This window comes from Paenibacillus sp. FSL H7-0442 (assembly GCF_038593105.1).
Classification (GTDB): domain Bacteria; phylum Bacillota; class Bacilli; order Paenibacillales; family Paenibacillaceae; genus Paenibacillus; species Paenibacillus polymyxa_D.
In genome coordinates this window covers 3624442-3643519 of sequence record NZ_CP151963.1, presented here as the reverse complement: position 1 = coordinate 3643519, position 19078 = coordinate 3624442, and the positions used below count along the sequence as shown (strand labels likewise).

General features: G+C 43.6%; 17 protein-coding genes and 1 tRNA gene. 14 read left to right on the top strand and 4 right to left on the bottom strand.

Features of this window, described 5'->3' with window-relative positions; translation table 11 throughout:
• The first annotated feature begins 39 nt into the window (after positions 1–39).
• The 5 genes from pyrF to MHH57_RS16035 all read left to right on the top strand — a co-directional run bounded on the left by pyrF (position 40) and on the right by MHH57_RS16035 (position 2749).
• Positions 40–834 (top strand): orotidine-5'-phosphate decarboxylase, encoded by a 795-nt coding sequence (gene pyrF / locus MHH57_RS16055; RefSeq protein WP_080658631.1) that lies wholly within the window; start codon positions 40–42, stop codon positions 832–834.
• Complete coding sequence (pyrE, locus tag MHH57_RS16050; protein WP_342434297.1) at positions 831–1472, top strand: orotate phosphoribosyltransferase; 642 nt, start codon at positions 831–833, stop codon at positions 1470–1472. Before pyrF ends, pyrE begins: the two co-directional genes overlap by 4 nt.
• Before the next feature lie 147 nt (positions 1473–1619).
• Positions 1620–1784, top strand: a complete 165-nt coding sequence (locus MHH57_RS16045) for a hypothetical protein (protein ID WP_014282411.1) — start codon at positions 1620–1622, stop codon at positions 1782–1784.
• A gap of 124 nt (positions 1785–1908) precedes the next feature.
• A tRNA-Ile gene (locus MHH57_RS16040) sits at positions 1909–1982 on the top strand.
• 227 nt (positions 1983–2209) lie between these two features.
• Positions 2210–2749 (top strand): GNAT family N-acetyltransferase, encoded by a 540-nt coding sequence (locus MHH57_RS16035; protein ID WP_029517731.1) that lies wholly within the window; start codon positions 2210–2212, stop codon positions 2747–2749.
• Positions 2750–3004: 255 nt separating this feature from the next.
• Here MHH57_RS16035 and MHH57_RS16030 read toward each other — a convergent pair whose 3' ends face one another.
• A complete protein-coding gene (locus MHH57_RS16030) occupies positions 3005–3337 on the bottom strand; it encodes a hypothetical protein (protein WP_340932636.1) in 333 nt (110 codons plus the stop codon).
• Positions 3338–3630: 293 nt separating this feature from the next.
• The gene (locus tag MHH57_RS16025) at positions 3631–5127 is read right to left on the bottom strand and encodes a GDSL-type esterase/lipase family protein (RefSeq protein WP_340885896.1); all 1497 of its coding nucleotides are present in this window, start codon (positions 5125–5127) and stop codon (positions 3631–3633) included.
• A 168-nt stretch (positions 5128–5295) separates the two neighbouring features.
• Here MHH57_RS16025 and MHH57_RS16020 point away from each other — a divergent pair, with 168 nt between their 5' ends.
• The gene (locus tag MHH57_RS16020) at positions 5296–7557 is read left to right on the top strand and encodes a helix-turn-helix domain-containing protein (RefSeq protein ID WP_069010294.1); all 2262 of its coding nucleotides are present in this window, start codon (positions 5296–5298) and stop codon (positions 7555–7557) included.
• On the opposite strand, the gene MHH57_RS16015 is transcribed toward MHH57_RS16020, so the two are convergent.
• Positions 7554–8453 carry a carbohydrate ABC transporter permease gene (locus tag MHH57_RS16015; protein ID WP_013311057.1) on the bottom strand — a complete coding sequence of 300 codons (900 nt, stop codon included), beginning with the start codon at positions 8451–8453 and terminating at the stop codon, positions 7554–7556. The genes MHH57_RS16020 and MHH57_RS16015 overlap by 4 nt on opposite strands.
• A 268-nt stretch (positions 8454–8721) precedes the next feature.
• Between MHH57_RS16015 and MHH57_RS16010 the strand changes: the two genes are divergently transcribed.
• The 7 genes from MHH57_RS16010 to MHH57_RS15980 all read left to right on the top strand — a co-directional run bounded on the left by MHH57_RS16010 (position 8722) and on the right by MHH57_RS15980 (position 16891).
• Positions 8722–9681, top strand: coding sequence for a sugar ABC transporter permease (locus MHH57_RS16010; RefSeq protein WP_023989418.1), 960 nt, complete (start codon positions 8722–8724; stop codon positions 9679–9681).
• A 21-nt stretch (positions 9682–9702) separates the two neighbouring features.
• Complete coding sequence (locus tag MHH57_RS16005) at positions 9703–10326, top strand: DUF624 domain-containing protein (RefSeq protein ID WP_029517727.1); 624 nt, start codon at positions 9703–9705, stop codon at positions 10324–10326.
• Between the two features lie 28 nt (positions 10327–10354).
• Positions 10355–11875, top strand: coding sequence for an extracellular solute-binding protein (locus tag MHH57_RS16000; RefSeq protein ID WP_029517726.1), 1521 nt, complete (start codon positions 10355–10357; stop codon positions 11873–11875).
• A 170-nt stretch (positions 11876–12045) separates the two neighbouring features.
• Positions 12046–13407, top strand: coding sequence for a glycoside hydrolase family 28 protein (locus MHH57_RS15995; RefSeq protein ID WP_069010296.1), 1362 nt, complete (start codon positions 12046–12048; stop codon positions 13405–13407).
• Between the two features lie 23 nt (positions 13408–13430).
• Positions 13431–14315, top strand: coding sequence for a prolyl oligopeptidase family serine peptidase (locus tag MHH57_RS15990; protein ID WP_342434296.1), 885 nt, complete (start codon positions 13431–13433; stop codon positions 14313–14315).
• 25 nt (positions 14316–14340) lie between these two features.
• Positions 14341–15297 (top strand): pectinesterase family protein, encoded by a 957-nt coding sequence (locus tag MHH57_RS15985; protein WP_029517723.1) that lies wholly within the window; start codon positions 14341–14343, stop codon positions 15295–15297.
• A gap of 16 nt (positions 15298–15313) precedes the next feature.
• Positions 15314–16891: a glycoside hydrolase family 43 protein gene (locus MHH57_RS15980; RefSeq protein WP_340955929.1), complete on the top strand. Its 1578-nt coding sequence runs from the start codon at positions 15314–15316 to the stop codon at positions 16889–16891.
• A gap of 60 nt (positions 16892–16951) precedes the next feature.
• On the opposite strand, the gene MHH57_RS15975 is transcribed toward MHH57_RS15980, so the two are convergent.
• On the bottom strand, positions 16952–17839 hold the full coding sequence (locus tag MHH57_RS15975; protein ID WP_029517721.1) for a LysR family transcriptional regulator: 888 nt from the start codon (positions 17837–17839) through the stop codon (positions 16952–16954).
• A 118-nt stretch (positions 17840–17957) separates the two neighbouring features.
• Between MHH57_RS15975 and MHH57_RS15970 the strand changes: the two genes are divergently transcribed.
• Positions 17958–18983: a putative sulfate exporter family transporter gene (locus tag MHH57_RS15970; protein ID WP_069010298.1), complete on the top strand. Its 1026-nt coding sequence runs from the start codon at positions 17958–17960 to the stop codon at positions 18981–18983.
• Positions 18984–19078: the final 95 nt, after the last annotated feature.

Here is a 19078-nt window from a genome sequence, read left to right as displayed (position 1 = left end):
GTAGCACAGGGAAGGACATTCATCAGCTTCGGCTGACGGATGTCCTTTATCACGGGCAAATGCACCCGAATTGACGTAAAAAGGGGATGGAGAACGGTGAATGGAGCATTTCAGCAGATGGCAGGACGGCTGATGGTTGCGTTAGATTATCCCAATGCACAACAGGCTGAGCAGTTAATTCGGCAGCTAGAAGGGATTCCTTGTTATATAAAAGTAGGTATGCAACTGTTTTATAGTGCAGGGCCAGCTTTTGTAGAACAACTAAAGTCCAGAGGATACTCCGTATTTCTGGATTTGAAAATGCATGATATCCCTAACACGGTGCGGGGAGGGGCAGAGAGCATTACCCGCTTAGGTGTAGATATGTTCAACGTACATGCTGCTGGGGGCGTTAATATGATGTCAGCCGCTAAAGCTGGTGCAGAAGCAGCTATTTCCGCAGACAGCTCGCTTTCCATGCCGCTCATTATTGCAGTCACACAGCTGACCAGCACGGATCAGACGACCATGAATAAGGAATTAGGTATTCCTGGTACGGTACAGGATGCAGTGGTTCGTTACGCACAACTGACCCGTGAGGCGGGACTAGATGGTGTGGTAGCTTCACCTTTGGAAGTGCCTGCCATTCGTGCTGTATGTGGTTCAGACTTTAAGACGATAACTCCTGGCATACGCCCGGCAGGTAGTGCTACAGGCGATCAGTCGCGTGTGCTTACACCTGGCCAAGCCATTGCACAAGGCAGCAGCTACATTGTCGTTGGACGTCCTATCACCGCAGCAGCAGACCCACGCGCCGCAGCGGAACACATTATTGAGGAGATGATACAAGTATGACCACATTCAATAGTATACCTGAGCAAATTGCATCCCATCTGTTACGTATTCAGGCGGTGGCATTGCGCCCACAACAGCCTTTTACATGGACATCCGGCATTAAATCGCCAATTTACTGTGACAATCGCCTGACCATGTCCTACCCGGAGGTGCGCGAGCTGATCGCAGACTCATTTGCTGCCCTTATTCGTGAGCAATACCCCGAAACTGAAGTCATTGCAGGGACAGCTACAGCAGGGATTCCTCATGCAGCCTGGGTGGCGCAAAAGCTAAATCTGCCAATGGCCTATGTAAGGGACAAAGCCAAAGGACATGGGAAAGAAAACCAAATCGAAGGCCGTATTAGCGCAGGTCAGAAGGTTATGGTTATCGAGGATCTTATTTCTACAGGAGGCAGCTCCATTAAAGCAGCACAGGCCGTAGCACAAGCAGGCGCTCAGCCATTAGCGGTACTGGCCATTTTCAGCTACCAGCTAGACAAAGCGACTCAAGCCTTTGAAGAAGCGGGTGTGGAGCTGCAAAGCTTGTCCAATTATACAGCCCTGATGAACGTTGCCTTGCGTGAAGGAACCATTCAGGAAGAAGAGATGCAACTGCTGCGTTCCTGGCGCCAGGACCCCGCTTCCTTTGGTAAATAAGATGAGCTATAGAGGCCAATAGGTCTAATGATTAGAGCGATTCGTACTCTTTGCTAACCATTGTAGATTGTTATGGCCCAGGCCGTGTAAATCGAATTCGATCCGGTTACACTAACTCCTACCATCATGTGAAAAGAGGGAGCTCGGATGTATTGGATTTACTATGGCAGACTGTACACGACTAAATTTCAGGCAGGATGTCTGGCAAAAAGGTTGGAGCACGACGGCTGGATGTATGGCTACAATGATCCCCGCGCAGTGGAGGTGTACCGCTCGCGCAAAGGTCGTTATGGTGTCCGATTTATTCCGTAAGTCCACAAAAATAATTTTTAAAAAGAAAATTTTCGAAAGACTATTGACGAAACACAAGAAAATGTTGTATATTAATTAACGTTGCTGTTATGAATATGTGACGTGAATATACATGTTTTTTTGAGGGCCCTTAGCTCAGTTGGTTAGAGCGGTCGGCTCATAACCGATTGGTCGGGGGTTCGAGTCCCTCAGGGCCCATTTCCTCAAAAACCCTTGCGTAGCAAGGGTTTTTTTGTTTTTCCTAGAGGGAAAAGGAAATTTTGAACTGCCCACGGTATTCATTGAGACAGACCTTGTTTCGGATAAGGCTCGTACTCCACCGCTGGTTGGATCATCGAGGATGCTTTTTTATGATGTTAAATTGAATTTGCCAAAGCCTCTTTATTAAGCTAGTGCTAATGCGGGTTCAAGGATGGAGTGGTATTTTGAAAATAGATCAAGTTTTTGAACATGACATAAGTGAAGAGTTAGCAGCCAGTATACAAACATTATTAATCGACAGTTTTTCAGAAATCTACCCTAAGGATAGAATTTATTTCAAGCAACTTCCTCATTTTAGACTTCTAGCTTTTAACCATGAATATCAACTTATAGGTCATGTTGGATTAGATTATAGGATAATGAATCTAAACGGAGAATCCATAAGAGTACTGGGTTTAATTGATTTGTGTGTTTCAAAAAATGTTCGATCACAGGGAATAGCTTCAGCGCTGCTTTTAGAAATTGAAAAATTATCCGTTACAGGAAATATTGATTTTATACTTTTATGTGCAGATAATATGAACTTGTATTTAAGAAATGGATATAAGCCTGTAAAGAACAAAATTAAATGGTTAAAAATTGATAATGAAAAAATGATTACAAATGGAATAGGCTTTGAGGAAATTGATGGAATAATGATTAAAAAAGTAGGAAAGATCGATTGGAGCGAGGGGGACTTGGATTTTTTTGGGTATCTTTATTGATCTCACGAAAGTTTAGAAAAGAGGACGTTCGAGCAGTTTTGAGGATCATTTAAATAAAACTTCTCAAGAGGTCGTTAAATAGAGTTCAATGAAAATTAATATAGAGTTCTACTGATAAAATAGCAGTATGAGTTCTACTCGCCCCATAAAGAAGCACTGTCCCAATAAACGGACAGTGCTTAAAAAACTCGCTATCAAATCACCATTTTGATAATGATCGTTGACTCCGTACTCCCAGGAACGCTTATTCCAACCTTAGTTTACCTTGACGGTATACACCATTCTCAATTTACCGTTACCGCCGTAAATTTCTACTCTTGCGCTCGTTGCAGTGGTGGTTGTTACCACGCCGGAAGAGGAGACTGTGACATTTCCGCTCACCACTTTATAAGTATCGCCCGGGTAATTTGACAGCGCATAGGAATAATTTCGTGGCAATGTAGCCGTTCTGTAATATACTCCGTTAACTTCTACAACAGGCGTAATTACTGGCGAAGGACCTACTGCTGCGGACGCACTAGGGACGATGATACTACCAATTAGCCCCAAAGACATTGCTGTTGTTAATAAGATTTTCTTAGTATTCATAAAAAATTCCTCCTGATGTATGATATGGGCTCCTAAAATATACCATGTAAAATTATTGATTTCGCTTTATTCGACAAATGTTGTCAAAATAATACAAAAAAAACGATTCTAAAGTCCTATAAGATACAAAATAATTAAAATATAACAATTAAAGAAATTCATTTTATTGTACTGTATTTTTGAACTATTCTCCTGGCTGTATAGTCTTTGATCCACACGGAATAAAAAACGGACGTCAGAGTGATTAGCTCCAAGCCCGTTTTTCGTATTTGTATTCTTTCTAGTTCTTGATATCAGTTGACAAGTTGATGTGCAAGTCTCTCATCGCTGTCTAGATTCCTTTCTACCATACGCTGTTTTAATGCAGACAGTTCCGCACACTGACGAATGGCTTCCGCTATAAGCTGGGCGACCTGTTTGGCTCCTTTGTCAGAAAAATGGGTATTATCCGTTATACCAGCGGGGTAATTAGGGTGCGCTTTTTCAGGCAAATACATAAATAGCTGCTGGGACTCTTTTTCACCCATGGAACGATAAAGCTGCTGAGAAGCTTCAAAAATATCGAGCAGGGGTGTTTTGGTTTCCGCGGCTACTTGTCTCATGGCAGCGGGATAGGCTCCTACAGCCAGCGGATCAGGTTCACCGTTTGCGGTGAATCGGCGGCGGCTTACAGAGGTCAATAGCACTGGAATTCCACCACGCTCTCTAGCGGACTGAATGTAATGAATTAAGTTTTGACGATAATCTCCATCAGGATCGGTATAGCGAGTGGGGTCTTCTTTTTTCTCATCGTTGTGTCCAAATTGAATAAACAGATAGTCTCCAGCTAGAATATCTTTTTCAATATCAGCTAATCGGCCTTCTGCTATAAAAGATTTGGTGCTTCGCCCATTGACAGCACGATTGTCCACATGAACAGACGGTGCCAAATAGCTTTGCAAGTGTTCACCCCAGCCTGTCATCGGTTTTTCGGTAGCCCCTTTTTGAGCTGCAGTGGAGTCCCCGGCGATAAACAGTCGAGTTGTGATCTGTTGTCTCGCCCGAGCATATCCATGTTTTTGAAGCCAAGTTTCCGCCAGATTGAGCCATTGATGGCATTCATGGTTGTCCTCTGACAGTCCCAAGCCGTGTCGTCCTTCCTCAAATACATGCAGTTCAAACGGAATACGTTCCCTGGATAATGAAAAAGCGAACAACAGACTATTTTCTACCGGTACAGCGCCATCATTGGCTGTAGTCCACATCAAAGTTGGAGGTGTCTTTGAAGTCACTTGCCGATCGGATGAAAAGGCTTGAAGCTGTTCCAGCGTCGGCTGTTCCCCTAAAAAATGCGTACGGCTTCCGATATGTGTATAAGGCTCATAAAATGAAATTACAGGGTATCCCAACAACAGAAGATCTGGCTTTACCGTCCCTATAGTGGAGACAATGGAGGCCAAGTGACCGCCTGCTGAAAAACCGATGAGCCCCACTTGGTCAGGGATGACCAGCCAGTCATGCGATGTTTGGCGAATCCATTGCAGAGCATGTTCTACATCCTCCAACAAGGAAGTAATCTCGAAATCACCGACTTGATACTCCAGCACACCCGCATGAATACCTAGATCGTTTAACCACCGAGCTATAGGCTCTCCTTCATGTGAGGCCAAATGCTCGTAACCACCGCCAGGTAATACCAATATAAAAGGACGAGCTTCACCAACTGCTACGGGATAGAGGGAGAGAAAGGAAGTTTCTGACGGAAATTCTTCTTTTACAATCGGTTCTTTAGGACTAACAACATGTAACATAAGTAATTCCTCCAAATTTCTTTTTAACTGCCGCCAACCAAACAAAATCGACTTAAATTGGAATGATACGGATGTAAAAAATAATGCACACGTGAAAAAAATGATTTAAACCTTGTTATGAAAGCGCTATAATTTTGATGTGATGCAAAGAGCCAGAGGGGGAGCGCAATGAAAAAAGGAAGAATGTTCTACACCATTTTTATTACGATTCTGGTTTTAGGAATAGGATTTGTGGCCAGTTTTGGCAGCTACATCTATTTTACAACAATTAGCTCCGTTGTGGAGAGGGTTTCCAATACCAAGCAAAGCTATATGGCACAGATCAGAAATAGCCTGGAGCAGAAAATTCAAACGATTGAATATGCTTTTAATACGTATAGCACGACCAGTTCCTTTAATGATGTTGTGAAAAATCCCATTACAGAAAAAGATTTTATAGCGTATCGGAATGTGAATACTCAGCTCAATTATATTGCTACAATGGGATTAGAGGGAACGGAATATTCACTCATCAGTCTGGATCAGAATTGGAGAATCTCCAATGGAAGCCTGTCTTATTTGACGAAAGCAGAAAGGGAGAAGCTGGTTAATACCTATATCGACCATCAGAATCAGGGACTATTCTGGGTTAAAACAGATAAAGGGATTCGTTTTGTTAATACCTTGCCTGTATTCTCTAAGAAGAAGCAAGCCATTGCTCTGTCGGATATTTCGCTGCAAACATTAAATCATACGATTCAAACCGAGGATCATATGGCTGTTTTTATCTTGAATAATCAAGGCGATTTAATGTATGAAACCCAGCCTGCCGAACAATTATTGTCCACCCAGCAGCTCCAGCATATTTCAGAAGCCACAGTGAAGCCGAGCAACACAGGTATGCTAACTTTGGAGAAAACGGATCAGCAGCCTGCACGACAAGTCATTTACGCCAAATCTGCCTATAACAATTGGACTTATTTAACAGTATTAGATAAAAAAGAAATTGCGGATGCCTTTCAAACGACCAAATTTGGGATCATCATGATGGGACTTGTATTAACGCTCTTAATGGTGGTAGTGGCGTACTTCATTGCCATTTACTTTACAAAGCCATTTCAGCAAATAAAACGAAGCTTGCCTAAAAATCCTAATTTTGCTTTCAAAAATGAACCTTCTAAAAATGAAATTGAATGGATTATTAATTCCATCGATAACATTGTAACCGAGAAGGAAAGCTTGGAAAGTCTCATTCAGTCCGAAATGCCACAGTTGGAAACCCAATTGATTCTCAACCTGTTCCGCAAACGTATTTCTGCAGAGGAATTGGCACGAAAAATGCCACGCTTGGGTTATCCGCAGATCGAGAATCAAATGTATATTACCTTGTTAGTCCAACTGGATAATCTGGGAGATCGAGAGCCCTCGGATAAAGATGTTTTGCTGCTGGCTATTAACAAAATCGTAGAAGAAACGATTCCAGAGCAGCAGCGAATGCTTCCCATCATTTTGAACGATAACACTCAGGCCACCATATTAATTTTGACAGGGTTGAGCGAACAGGAAATGAGAAAGCAAGTCTTGGATGATGCGACCCTTTTGGTTCGAAACGTAAAAGAGTATTTAAATGTTTCCATCAGCATCGGCATTAGTACGGCGTATGATAACTTATTAGAAAGTAAAGAAGCCTGTGAGATGAGCAAGCAAGCTTTGCATCACCGTTTAAATTTAGGCAAAGAGTCGATTATTTTTTATGAAGATATTTCCATGGTCATTTCAGGTCCGGTGCTGCTCCATTATCCTACGGAATTGGAATCAAAACTATTTGATGCCATCCGAATAGGGGACGAAGAGCAGGTATATCATACCGTGCACTCATTATTGGAGGAAATGATGGTAAAAAACAATCATTCCATGAACTTTGAGGTGCTGTTGGTACGGTTTGTGAATAACCTCATCCAATTAGAGCAACTATTAGGGATTGAAGTGCTGCTGACGCAAGACAATCATGCCTTGTATCATCGTTTGCTGGACATCCGTAACCCGGAAGAGATAGAACGTATGCTGATAGAGCAAGTTATTTTCCCCATGGTAAAAAGCATGAAGGAGAAGACCAACCAGCAATTCCGCTGTCTCTCGGAGAAAATTGCTGCTATTATCCGTGCTGAATATGACCAGGAATTATCATTAGAACTCATTGGAGACCGACTTCATTACAATCCGAATTATTTAAGCAGTATTTTCAAAAAAGAATACGGAACGACGTTTAGTGAATATCTGATGGGCTACCGGCTGCAAATGGGTAAGAAGTGGCTCGTTGAGACAGATATGACGATTAAAGAAATCGCCGAGCGACTGCAATATCATAATTCGCAAAACTTTATCCGCTCTTTTCGGAAAAAGGAACAGGTTACACCGGGAGCTTACCGAAAGATGAAGCAAGCCAATTAACCTTTAACCGCTCCTAACAAAGCTCCTTTGACAAAGTGCTTTTGCACAAATGGGTACACGATTAACATCGGAACGGTCGCAATGACAATGACCGCCATCTTAATCGTCTGCGCAGGCGGAATGACATCTACAGCAGTTCCTTCTGCCTGCATACCACTGGAAACGATTACAATTTGACGTAGCAAGACTTGAATCGGCCATTTGGCAGAATCATTGATATAGAGAATGGCGTGCATATACGTATTCCAGTAGGCAACAGCGTAGAATAGAGAGATGGTTGCAATAGAAGGCAGGGCTAATGGCAACATAATTTTAAAGAAGATACCAAAATCGTTGCACCCGTCCATCTTGGCTGATTCCTCCAGATCATCTGGCAGCGCCTGAAAGAAGTTACGCATGATAATCAGGTTAAACGCATTAATGGCGACAGGAAGAATCAAGGACCAATACGAATTGATAAGCCCCATGCTTTTTACAACCAGGAATGTTGGAATCATCCCCCCACTAAACAACATAGAAAACACGACAATGAAGTTAATCGTATTGCGGCCGAGTAGATATCTTCGGGATAATCCATAAGCCATAAAAGCAGTAAATATCATACTTACAACTGTACCGACGATCGTTACGCCGACCGAAACCCCGAGACCTCTAAAAATGGTGGGAGTCGACAGAATATAGCGGTAGGCATCCAAGGAAAAAGTAACTGGGAATAAAATGAACTTCTTGGCTATCACTTCTTCGGTTGAGGCAAAAGAGCTGGCGATGATATTCAAAAAAGGTAAGAGACATGTGAGGGCAATGAGAATCAATAGTGTACTGTTTACAATGTTGAAGATACGGCTGCCCAGCGATTCTTTTTTTCGTAATTTTTGTTTTCGTAATGGCTGTGTCAATGTGGTTGACCTCCTCGTAATCGTTTACATGGCAACCTTATCAAGAGGAAAGAATTCCGTATATAATCAAATCTTGAGGTGTTCCCTAAGCCTGGAAAAAAGCGAATGATCATTAGGTTGTGTAGTAATCATTAGCTAAGGTGAAAGGTTGAAAAGTAGGCTGCACACCCAATTTTGTAAACGCTATCATTTGGTGATTATATGCGGAATGCTGAAAATCGCATACTCTTGAAAACGTATACAGGAACGTTTGAAGGAGGTCGAACTAATGAAAGTTTCAAGTGTCCCCGCACCAAACATGAAAATGAAAAAGAACAAAAGAACGACGGAAAGCCTTTTACGAATGCAGAAACACAAGCTGCTCTATCTAATGGTTTTACCCGGACTGGTATACTTCATTATTTTTAAGTACTTTCCTATGGGGGGATTGGTGATTGCATTTCAGGATTATCAAGCTTTTCAGGGAATCACAGGCAGTCCATGGGTAGGCATGAAGCATTTTATTCGTTTGTTTACCGAGCCTACGTTTTTTATGCTGCTTCGCAATACGCTGGTTTTGTTTGCATTGAACATTGTAATCTTTTTTCCATTGCCCATCATTTTGGCGCTTATGCTGAACGAAGTCAGGAAGATGTTCTTTAAGAACATTATCCAAACCATTATCTACATCCCGCACTTTATGTCATGGGTTATCATTGTTTCGATTTCTTATGTATTCCTAACCGTAGACGGTGGGGTGCTGAATGAAATGATTGCCGCGCTAGGTGGTGAGAAGATCAGTTTCTTAACTTCTCCGCAATGGCTGCGAACAGTCTACATCGGGCAAGTGATTTGGAAGGAACTGGGATGGTCTACCATCATTTATCTATCTGCGATTACAGTGGTAGATACGCAATTGTATGAGGCAGCAGAGATGGACGGAGCTGGACGCCTGAGAAAGACATGGCACGTTACCTTGCCTGCGATCCGCCCAGTCATTATTACATTGTTAATTTTGAAGATCGGTAGCACGTTGGATTTGGGCTTTGAGCATATGTATCTGCTATTGAACTCCTTAAACCGCGAAGTTGCCGAAATCTTTGACACTTACATTTATACTGCGGGCTTAAAGAATGGACAATTAAGTTTTAGTACAACGGTAGGGCTTTTTAAAGGTGTGGTAGGTTTAATCCTGATTATGGGCTCCAATCGACTGGCCAAGAAATTTGGTGAAGACGGCGTTTACTAATGACGACGGGAAGGATGCAAAATGGTGCGGTTTGTAGAAAACATGAACAAATGGTGCATGCGCCTGCTACGCCTGGTCTACCTTAACTTGCTTTGGACGGTTGCGACGATTCTGGGCTTGGGTTTTATAGGCGTTGGGCCTGCAACCGTTGCTATGCTTAGTATTTTAAGACAGTGGATTCGGGGCAATGAGGAAGTCGCCATTTTCTCGACGTTTGTACGTTACTTTAGAGAAAGCTTTAAAGAAGCAGCCATCATTGGGGGGCTTTACAGCCTTGTGGGTTACGTGCTCTACGTGGATATCGTCAACGTCTCGTCCTGGTATGTTCGTGTGGTGACGCTTATTGGAGCCTTTTTGTATCTTATCTCTTTGGCCTATATTTTCCCGCTGCTGGCTCACTATGATTGGAGAGGCATCAGACTGAAGGTCAAGATGTCGATCGTGATTGGATTTTCGTATTTACAATACACGCTTGTTCTTTTTGTAGCCATTGTCGTGCTATTTGCATTGATTCTAGGCTTGTACCCAGGAATTCTAACTTTTGCCGGAGCAAGTATTATGGGCTATCTCGTGATGTGGATGACGCATCAGGTATTCAGCAAAATAGAGCGAGAGGTTCTGGTGAAAGAGGAAGATATGGCATGAATATACAAACAGAAAAGGAGCAAACACGATGAAAAAGGGAATCACGACGAAAAAGGGAGTATCAGGCCTTCTTGCTGTACTAATGGTCATGAGTGTTTTTTTAGCAGCTTGTGGTGATAAGGGGGGAGAGGATCAAAGCGGCCAAACCTATGATCCGAAATCCAAACTGGAATTTACCTGGTTAAACGTATTGCATACAGCTTCTCCGCCTACAGAAACGATCAAAAGCAAAATTGAAGAATACACCAATTCTAAAATCACGTTCAACTGGGTGCCGGATGCTTCCAAAGAAGAGAGAATTACCACCGCACTGGCTTCTGGTGAACTGGCTGATATGGTGACGCTGACGATGATGACTAACTCTTCAGTGCGTAGTTCATTGAAATCAGGACTATTCTGGGATGTAGGAAAGTATTTGGATGATTATGAAAATTTGAAGAAGATCCCGCCTGAAGTGCGAGAAGCCGCATCCATTGAAGGGGTACTGTATGGCGTTCCGTTCCAGAAGAATCTGGCTCGGGCAGGTCTGGTCATTCGTCAGGATTGGCTGGATCGCTTAGGATTGAAGGTGCCGACGACACTGGATGAGTTGTATGAAGTTGCGAGAGCGTTTACAGAAGATGATCCGGATGGGAATGGAAAAAAGGATACGACTGGATTTGTTGACAGATCGGATCTACGCTACAGCAGCTTCAAAACTTTAAGTTCCTACTTTGGCACACCTAATGGCTGGAAAGTAGATGAAAGCGGAAAGTTTACGCCGGAATTTGATACTCCCCAATATTTGGAGACCTTAAAGTATTCGAATAAGTTATACAAAAACGGATATCTCTCTAAAGACTTTGCTGTAACCGCTAAAACGGACCAGCAGCAACAATTTGCACAAGGTAAAGCAGGTATTTATACAGGCATGATCGATATCTCTAACCTCAGAACCTTGTCCCAAGGCCTGCAAAAGGGGCTGAAGCTGGTACCAGTTAACAAGATTTCGAATGGAGATGGCAAATACCACGTATGGTCTGAGGGAAGCGGGGTAGGAGGTTTGCTGGCATTTCCGAAATCCGAAGTAAAAACAGAAGCTGAGTTGAAGAGACTGCTGCAATTTGTAGATGATTTAATTGACAAAGATGTATATATGTATATGACCGGTGGTATTGAAGGCACTCATTATAAAATCGAAAAAGATGGAGCCTTCAAAATTACGAATACAGATTTGTGGCAAGCAGATGTTCAGCCATTTTCAAGCTCCAGACCAAGTGAAGTGACTTATAACTTAAAAGATGCCAATCCAGAAAAGGAACTGGCTAATGAATTAGTCCGAGAAAATAATGAATTTGCTGTTCTGGACCCGACCGTGCCACTGGATTCAGTCACCGCTAATGAGCAAGGAACAGAGCTGGAGAAAATCATTACCGACGCCTCCTTCAAATTTATTATGGGTGAGCTTGACGAAGCCGGATTTAAAGCAGCCGTAGAAAACTGGAAAAACTCCGGTGGATCACGGATTACTGCTGAGTATGAGGAAGCGTATAAGAAAACGAAAAAATAAAGATATAGGTTGAGCATGAGTGTACATGAATTGCCACTACGCAGGCGGAAGGTGCTTACCATCGCTGACACTTGTCCAGCACCATTCCGCCTATTCCGTTTTCCAGTGTATTTTCAAGCCCAGTCTATAAATCATTTTCGTATTCACAAAAAAAGACAGGAGAGAACGAAATGCAATTGTATAACATTGTAGAATATGGAGCAGTTCAGGATGGCACGACGTTGGCTACGGGAGCGATTGCGGCTGCCATTGAAGCGGCCAGCAATGCTGGAGGAGGAACCGTTGTTGTTCCGTCTGGGACGTATCTGACAGGTGCTATCTTTCTGAAAAATAACATTGAACTACATGTAAGTCCTGGCGCAATTCTGTCCTTCAGTACGGATCTGGCTGATTACCCTGTAGTGGAATCCAGATGGGAAGGCGTTCAGCGGGAAGTGCATGCGTCATGCATTTATGGACAGAATCTTGAGAATATTTCAGTTACAGGTAGCGGAACGCTGGATGGAAATGGTCAGCCGTGGTGGGAAAAGCACCGAAATCATCCAGAGGAGTTACAGTATCCGAGACCCAAATTAATCAGCTTTGACCGTTGTCAGCGGGTTACCATTAAAGATGTTATGTTAAAAAATTCCCCCAGTTGGACTGTGAACCCCATCGCTTGCTATAACGTTACGATTGATAATTTGTCCATTCTTAACCCGGCGGACTCCCCCAATACGGATGGCATTAATCCTGAATCCTGTTCCAATGTTCGTATTAGCAACTGCAATATAGATGTGGGCGATGATTGTATTGCGATCAAAGCGGGGACCGAAGATACACAAGAGCGAATTCCATGTGAAAATATTACGATTACCAACTGTACGATGGTGCATGGACATGGCGCAGTTGTACTGGGGAGCGAAATGAGTGGTGATATTCGTAATGTTACGATCAGCAATTGTGTGTTCAAGCAAACAGATCGGGGTATACGTCTGAAATCCAGACGGGGACGTGGCGGAATCATCGAGGATATCCGCGTCAGCAACATTGTGATGGAGGAGGTCATTTGTCCATTTATTCTGAACCTGTATTATTTCTGCGGCCCTCGGGGCAAAGACAAATATGTGTGGGACAAAAATCCCTATCCGATTACCGATGAAACCCCGTGCTTTAGACGAATTCATTTTTCCGATATTACGGCACGACAGGTTCATGCGGCTGCTGGATTCTTATACGGACTAGCAGAACAATATATTGCTGAAATTACATTCTCCAATATTGATATTTCTATGGCTAAAAATGCAATTCCCGGTCGTCCGGCCATGATGACAGGGATCGAAGATATGAATAACCGTGGTTTTTATCTAGGTAACGTGAGGGATATTCGTTTTCAACAGGTGACGATTGAAAATCATCAAGGTCCTGCCTTTTATATTGAGAATGGGGAAGACGTTGAAATCAATCGTTGCCATTCGAAGAATACAGCTGAGCCCGAAAAGCTGATAGAACAAGTAACGATACAACCTTCTGAACAAAATAGGATGAATTAGGAGGACATGAAAGGAGGTACAACGTGGATAAATTACAAGCATTGTTGGGAGACCTTCCGGCAGATCGCCCTATAACGGCAACTCTGTTGAATGAAGAAGAGCGTGAGGGGTACCGACTGGAGTGTCTCCTGCTCGACTTGAACGGGATCGAATCTGTACCCGCTTATGTAGCTACACCCTTGCAAGGGAACGGTCCGTTTCCAATGGTCGTTTTTAACCATTCGCATGGGGGCGATTATACGAACGGACGCAAGGAACTGCTCCATAGCAGCTCTTACTTGCAGCAGCCCTCGTTTGCTACAACCCTGACAGACATGGGGTACTGCGTGTGCTGTATTGACATGTGGGGCTTCAATGAACGTGGGGGTAAAACCGAGAGCGAGCTGGTAAAGGAAATGCTCTGGCAGGGCCAAGTGCTGTGGGGCATGATGCTGTATGATAACCGTCGCTTGGTGGATTATATGTGCCAGCGTGAAGACATTGATGCTTCCCGTATCGCAACAATCGGTATGTCGATGGGCGGACTCATGGCATGGTGGATGGCTGCGTTAGATGAACGGATACAGGTTACGGTTGATATTTGTGGACAGGTAGATGCCCATACGCTAATCGCTAAACGGGGATTGGACCATCATGGCTTTTATTCCTATGTCCCCGGCTTGCTGAAGCATTTTACCACCCTTGATATTCAAAAGCGGATCGTACCTCGTCCACGGATGAGTATAACAGGTCAAAATGACCGGATGTGTCCTATTGAAGGAGTCGAGCATTTGGCAAAAGGGTTGCTGGAAGCTTACCAGCAGGCAGGTCACCCAGAGCATTGGCAGCCTGTGATTGCAGGCGGTGGACATATGGAGACGCTGCAAATGCGCACGGCGTGGCAGACATTTTTAGCCAAGCACCTGTAAATCAAATGAAAGGATCGGGGTAATCATGCTAGTTGGAAAAGAATCCTTTTGTGATTTCCATACGATTCAGGAGGCAATTGCTGTATTGGAGCAGTCGGCTTCCAATGAAATGGAAACGTTAACTATTTTATCAGGTATTTATGAGGAAGAGGTGCGAATTTACCGTTCGTATCTTCATATTATAGGCATCGGGCAGGTAGAGATTCGAATGAATCGGTATGCCAAGGAGCGGAATGAAGCGGGTGAGGAAATAGGGACCTTTGCGACACCCACTTTATTTTTAGGCGGTAGCCATCTGATCTTGGAAAATCTCACGATTTCCAACACGGCAGGACAGGGAGAAGCCATTGGGCAGGCCGTTGCGGTATACGCTCATTGCGATGAAACGGTCTTTAGAAACTGTACCTTTAAAGGGCACCAGGATACTTTATTTACAGGCCCTCTACCTCCTGCACCGAAAGAACGACTCCAGTTTGGTGGAATCCATTTGAAGGAGCACCATAGACACTATCGGCAGCTCTATCAGCATTGTTATATAGAGGGTACGGTGGACTTTATTTTTGGTGGGGCTACCGCTTATTTTGAAGATTGCGAAATTCGCAGTTTACGCCATCATGAGAACCAAACGAGCTACGTCACAGCCGCCTCTACGCCGCAAGGACAAGCGTATGGCTATGTATTCAACCAATGCTACCTAACTGCAGAGCCTGATATTACCCCGGTTTTTTTGGGCCGTCCGTGGCGGGAATATGCCAAAACCGTATTTGTCGATTGTAAAATGGGCGATCATATTGACCCACGTGGCTGGGACAATTGGAACAATGTTGCGAACGAGAAAACCGTCTGTTATCAGGAATATAACGGACCCGATGAAGTTGCTACGTTACGTAAGCAGCGTGTTCCGTGGGCGGATTGTTTTGAGGCGGGAACAGAAGCATGGAGCAAGGAACAGGTTTTTGCTGAAGTCACATTTTGGAAGTAAGGAGAAGTGAGGTCTCATGATGATCCAAAATCCCATATTAAAAGGCTTTAATCCCGATCCGTGTATTACACGAGCCCTGGATACTTACTATATTGTGGTGTCATCGTTTGAGTGGCTGCCTGGAGTACGGGTGTACCAGTCCAAAGATTTGGCCCATTGGGAGCACTGCACAGATATTTTGACCGATCAGGTTGACTTAAGAGGTAATCCTAAAAATTGCAGTATTTGGGCACCACAGCTTAGTTATGCGGATAACCTTTTTTATCTGCTCTATACGGATGTGAAAAGCACCAAACGTCCGTTCAAGGATGTTCATAATTTTGTGATGACGGCGCCTACGATCCAAGGACCGTGGTCGGAACCCGTTTATCTGAATAGTAGCGGATTTGATCCGTCTTTATTTCATGATGATGACGAACGCAAATGGCTGTTGAACGCATTGTGGGATTATCGCATGTTGGAAAGCAATAAATCTTCCGGTATCGTCATGCAGGAGTATGATAGCAAGCAACAACAGCTCATTGGGGAGCCTGTTAAAATCTTTGATTGTACTCCTTTGAAGAAAACAGAAGCGCCTCATATCTACAAGCAAAACGGATATTATTATCTTGTTACAGCGGAAGGCGGAACGGGTACGGGGCATGCCGTTACCGTAGCACGCTCGAAGCAAATAACCGGACCATATGAAGTAGACCCGCACAACCCGATGCTTACATCACGTGATCGACTGGATTTCCCGTTACAATGTGCAGGACATGGCAGTCTTGTACAAACACCAGACGGCGAATGGTACATGGCTCATTTATGCACACGCCCGGTAGAGGGGAAATATGCCATTTTGGGACGGGAAACAGCCTTGCAGCAAGTGTACTGGAATGATGAAGGCTGGCTGCGATTAACCGCGGGGGGCCATACGCCTCAATTGGAGGTGCCTGCACCTCAAGGGACAATTTCGGTTAAGCAAGAGCAAAAGAGTAATATTTTCGAGGATTTTTTCGAGGGAGCCCTATTAGATAAAACGTGGAACACATTGCGTATCCTAGCGAACGAGAGCTGGTGTTCATTAAGTCAGCGCCCGGGCTATCTTCGAATCCATGCTGGGGAATCCATACAAAGTCTGTTCCAGCATCACGTGCTTGCCATTCGGCAAACGGATCATCATTTCCGGGTAGAAACAGCACTGGAGTACCAGCCAACAAGCTATTTGCAGATGGCGGGGCTACTACTGTACCTTAATGAAGAAGATTATTTGTACGCCTATATTAGCTATGAGGAAGGACAAGGGAAGGTACTACGCTTGATGCGATGTGAAGCCAATACATTTACTTTAGTTCCCCAAGCGATTACGCTTCAGGACGATCTTCCTATACATTTAGCTGTGGAAGTCCATGCATCCCACGGGCAATTTTATTATGGAGTCGGAGATAGACCTGCTTGGAAGCGACTTTTTGAAATGCAGGATATCAGCTTTTTATCCGGTGGTTTTACAGGGAATTTTGTAGGTATTGCTGCTCATGATATGCAACAGTTCCAAGGAAGCTACGCTGATTTTTCTCATTTCTTATATCATGGTATGGATCATCTTTCCTCATAAAAAATATTATAATGATGAATGCTGAAAGCACCTTTATGGGTGCTTTTTTGTTTATGCACGTTATCTTTTCACATTATAACTTCGCAAAACCTCCAAAAAAGCGGTGCATGCTTTCGTCTCAAATACTGCAGAAGGGGTCAGAAAAGAAAATTTCCGAATGAACGGGAGATTGAGAATATCCAATACTTCTAATGTTCCCAAAGCAAGTTCCTTCTGAATGACCCATTGGGACAGCAAAGAAATCCCCAAGCCTGCTTCTACAGACTCTTTGATGATCTGTGTACTGCCAAAATTCATCATATGAGAAGGATAAAATCGAAGCTGTGCAAACATCTTTTCAGCCGCCTCCCGGGTTCCAGAGCCTTCTTCCCGCAGAATCCAGATGTCCTCATGCAGCTCATTTATATCCACTTGAGATTTACCAGCCAAACGATGATTTTGCGGAACGACGATATACATTCGATCATCAGCAAATGATTCAATGTGTAGATGGTCATGCTGAAATTCTCCTTCGATAATCCCCACATCCAGTTGATTATGGATCACGAGCTTTTCAATTTCCAATGTATTGCCGATGGTAATGGAGGGCTGAATGAGTGGATACTGGATTCTCATTTGCGCAATCACATGCGGCAGCACATATTCGCCATACGTGTAGCTTGCACCAATAGACAGGTTACCCTTTGCCGTATGCATTAGCTCATCCACCAAGTACTGCATACGTGTATGGAGTCGGATAATCTCCTGGGCATGATGATACACAATTTCACCTGCTTTGGTTAAGCGCACATATTTATTACTACGCTCCAGGAGACGGGTTCCTACGCTACGTTCCAGCATTTGAATATACTGACTTACCGCAGGTTGGGTCATGTGTAATACCTCGGCAGCTCGTGTGAAGTTTTGTTTCTCTGCGACCCTAACAAATACGATTAAAGATTGGTCCAAAGCCCATTCCTCCAAATTTATTATATCTATTTACTTATTATCATAATTATAATGATTTATTTTTCTTATGACAAAAAACATATTAAGCTGGATGTATGTAGAATTGGAGGGGTTCACCATGAATAGTCATACACAACATACCAAATTATTTTCGAACAGAGGGCGATTATTCCAGCGTATATTTGGCATTATCCTCACGATGTTATTTGCTTTGGCAGGCTACGGTCTGAACGAATTGCCAGGCTTTCATTATGTAGGTCCATTGGCTTGTGCCATGTTTCTCGCTATTCTGTACCGACAGTTGTGGGGATACCCTGAAGCTGTGCGCTCAGGGGTTGAGTTTTCAGCAAAGAAAATACTACGCGGAGCGATTGTGTTATTTGGGCTGAAGCTGAATATGGATGTTGTCATTCATCATGGACTGGGTTTACTTTTGCGTGATGTGGGCACCGTTGTATTTTCCATCTTTTTTACGGTTTGGCTGGCAAAACGTTTCAAGGCAGATGCTTCGCTTTCGCTTCTTCTTGGTATTGGAACAGGAGTTTGCGGTGCAGCAGCGATTGCAGCGGTTTCTCCCTTGTTAAAATCCAAAGATGAGGATACAGCCATAGGAGTAGGACTCATTGCCTTGGTTGGTACGATATTTGCCATTTTGTTTACCGTGCTTCGACCCTGGCTTCCTTTGACGGATATGCAATATGGGATCTGGTCGGGCGTCAGTTTACATGAAATTGCACATGTGGCCTTAGCTGCAGCGCCTGCCGGACAGGATGCTCTTGCAATGGGCTTATTAGCCAAACTGGGGCGTGTTTTCTTGCTCATACCGCTCAGCTTTGTTTTAATGGTTTGGATGAAACGAACCGGAAAAATTCGTACAGATGCTAAAGTGGAGTTTCCCTGGTTCCTCATCGGCTTTATGGCTACAAGTGTTGTGGGCAGCTATGTTTTTGGAAAATATATTGTAGTTCCATCTAGTCTGACAAACGGAATTTCTCAAGTTACCACCTTTATGTTAACGATGGCTATGGTAGGTATGGGGCTGAATGTGAGCTTTAAGGCTTTGCGAGAGAAAGCAATGCTTCCCTTACTGGTACTGTCTGTTACCTCGATTATTCTTATAGGTTTAACATTTTTAACAGTATGAACATGAAGTATTCGTTTGTGATAAGATTGCTAGTAAACCAGATTAATAAAACTGGAAAAAGCTCTGCTTGCTATATAGCTGGTAGAGTTTTTTAG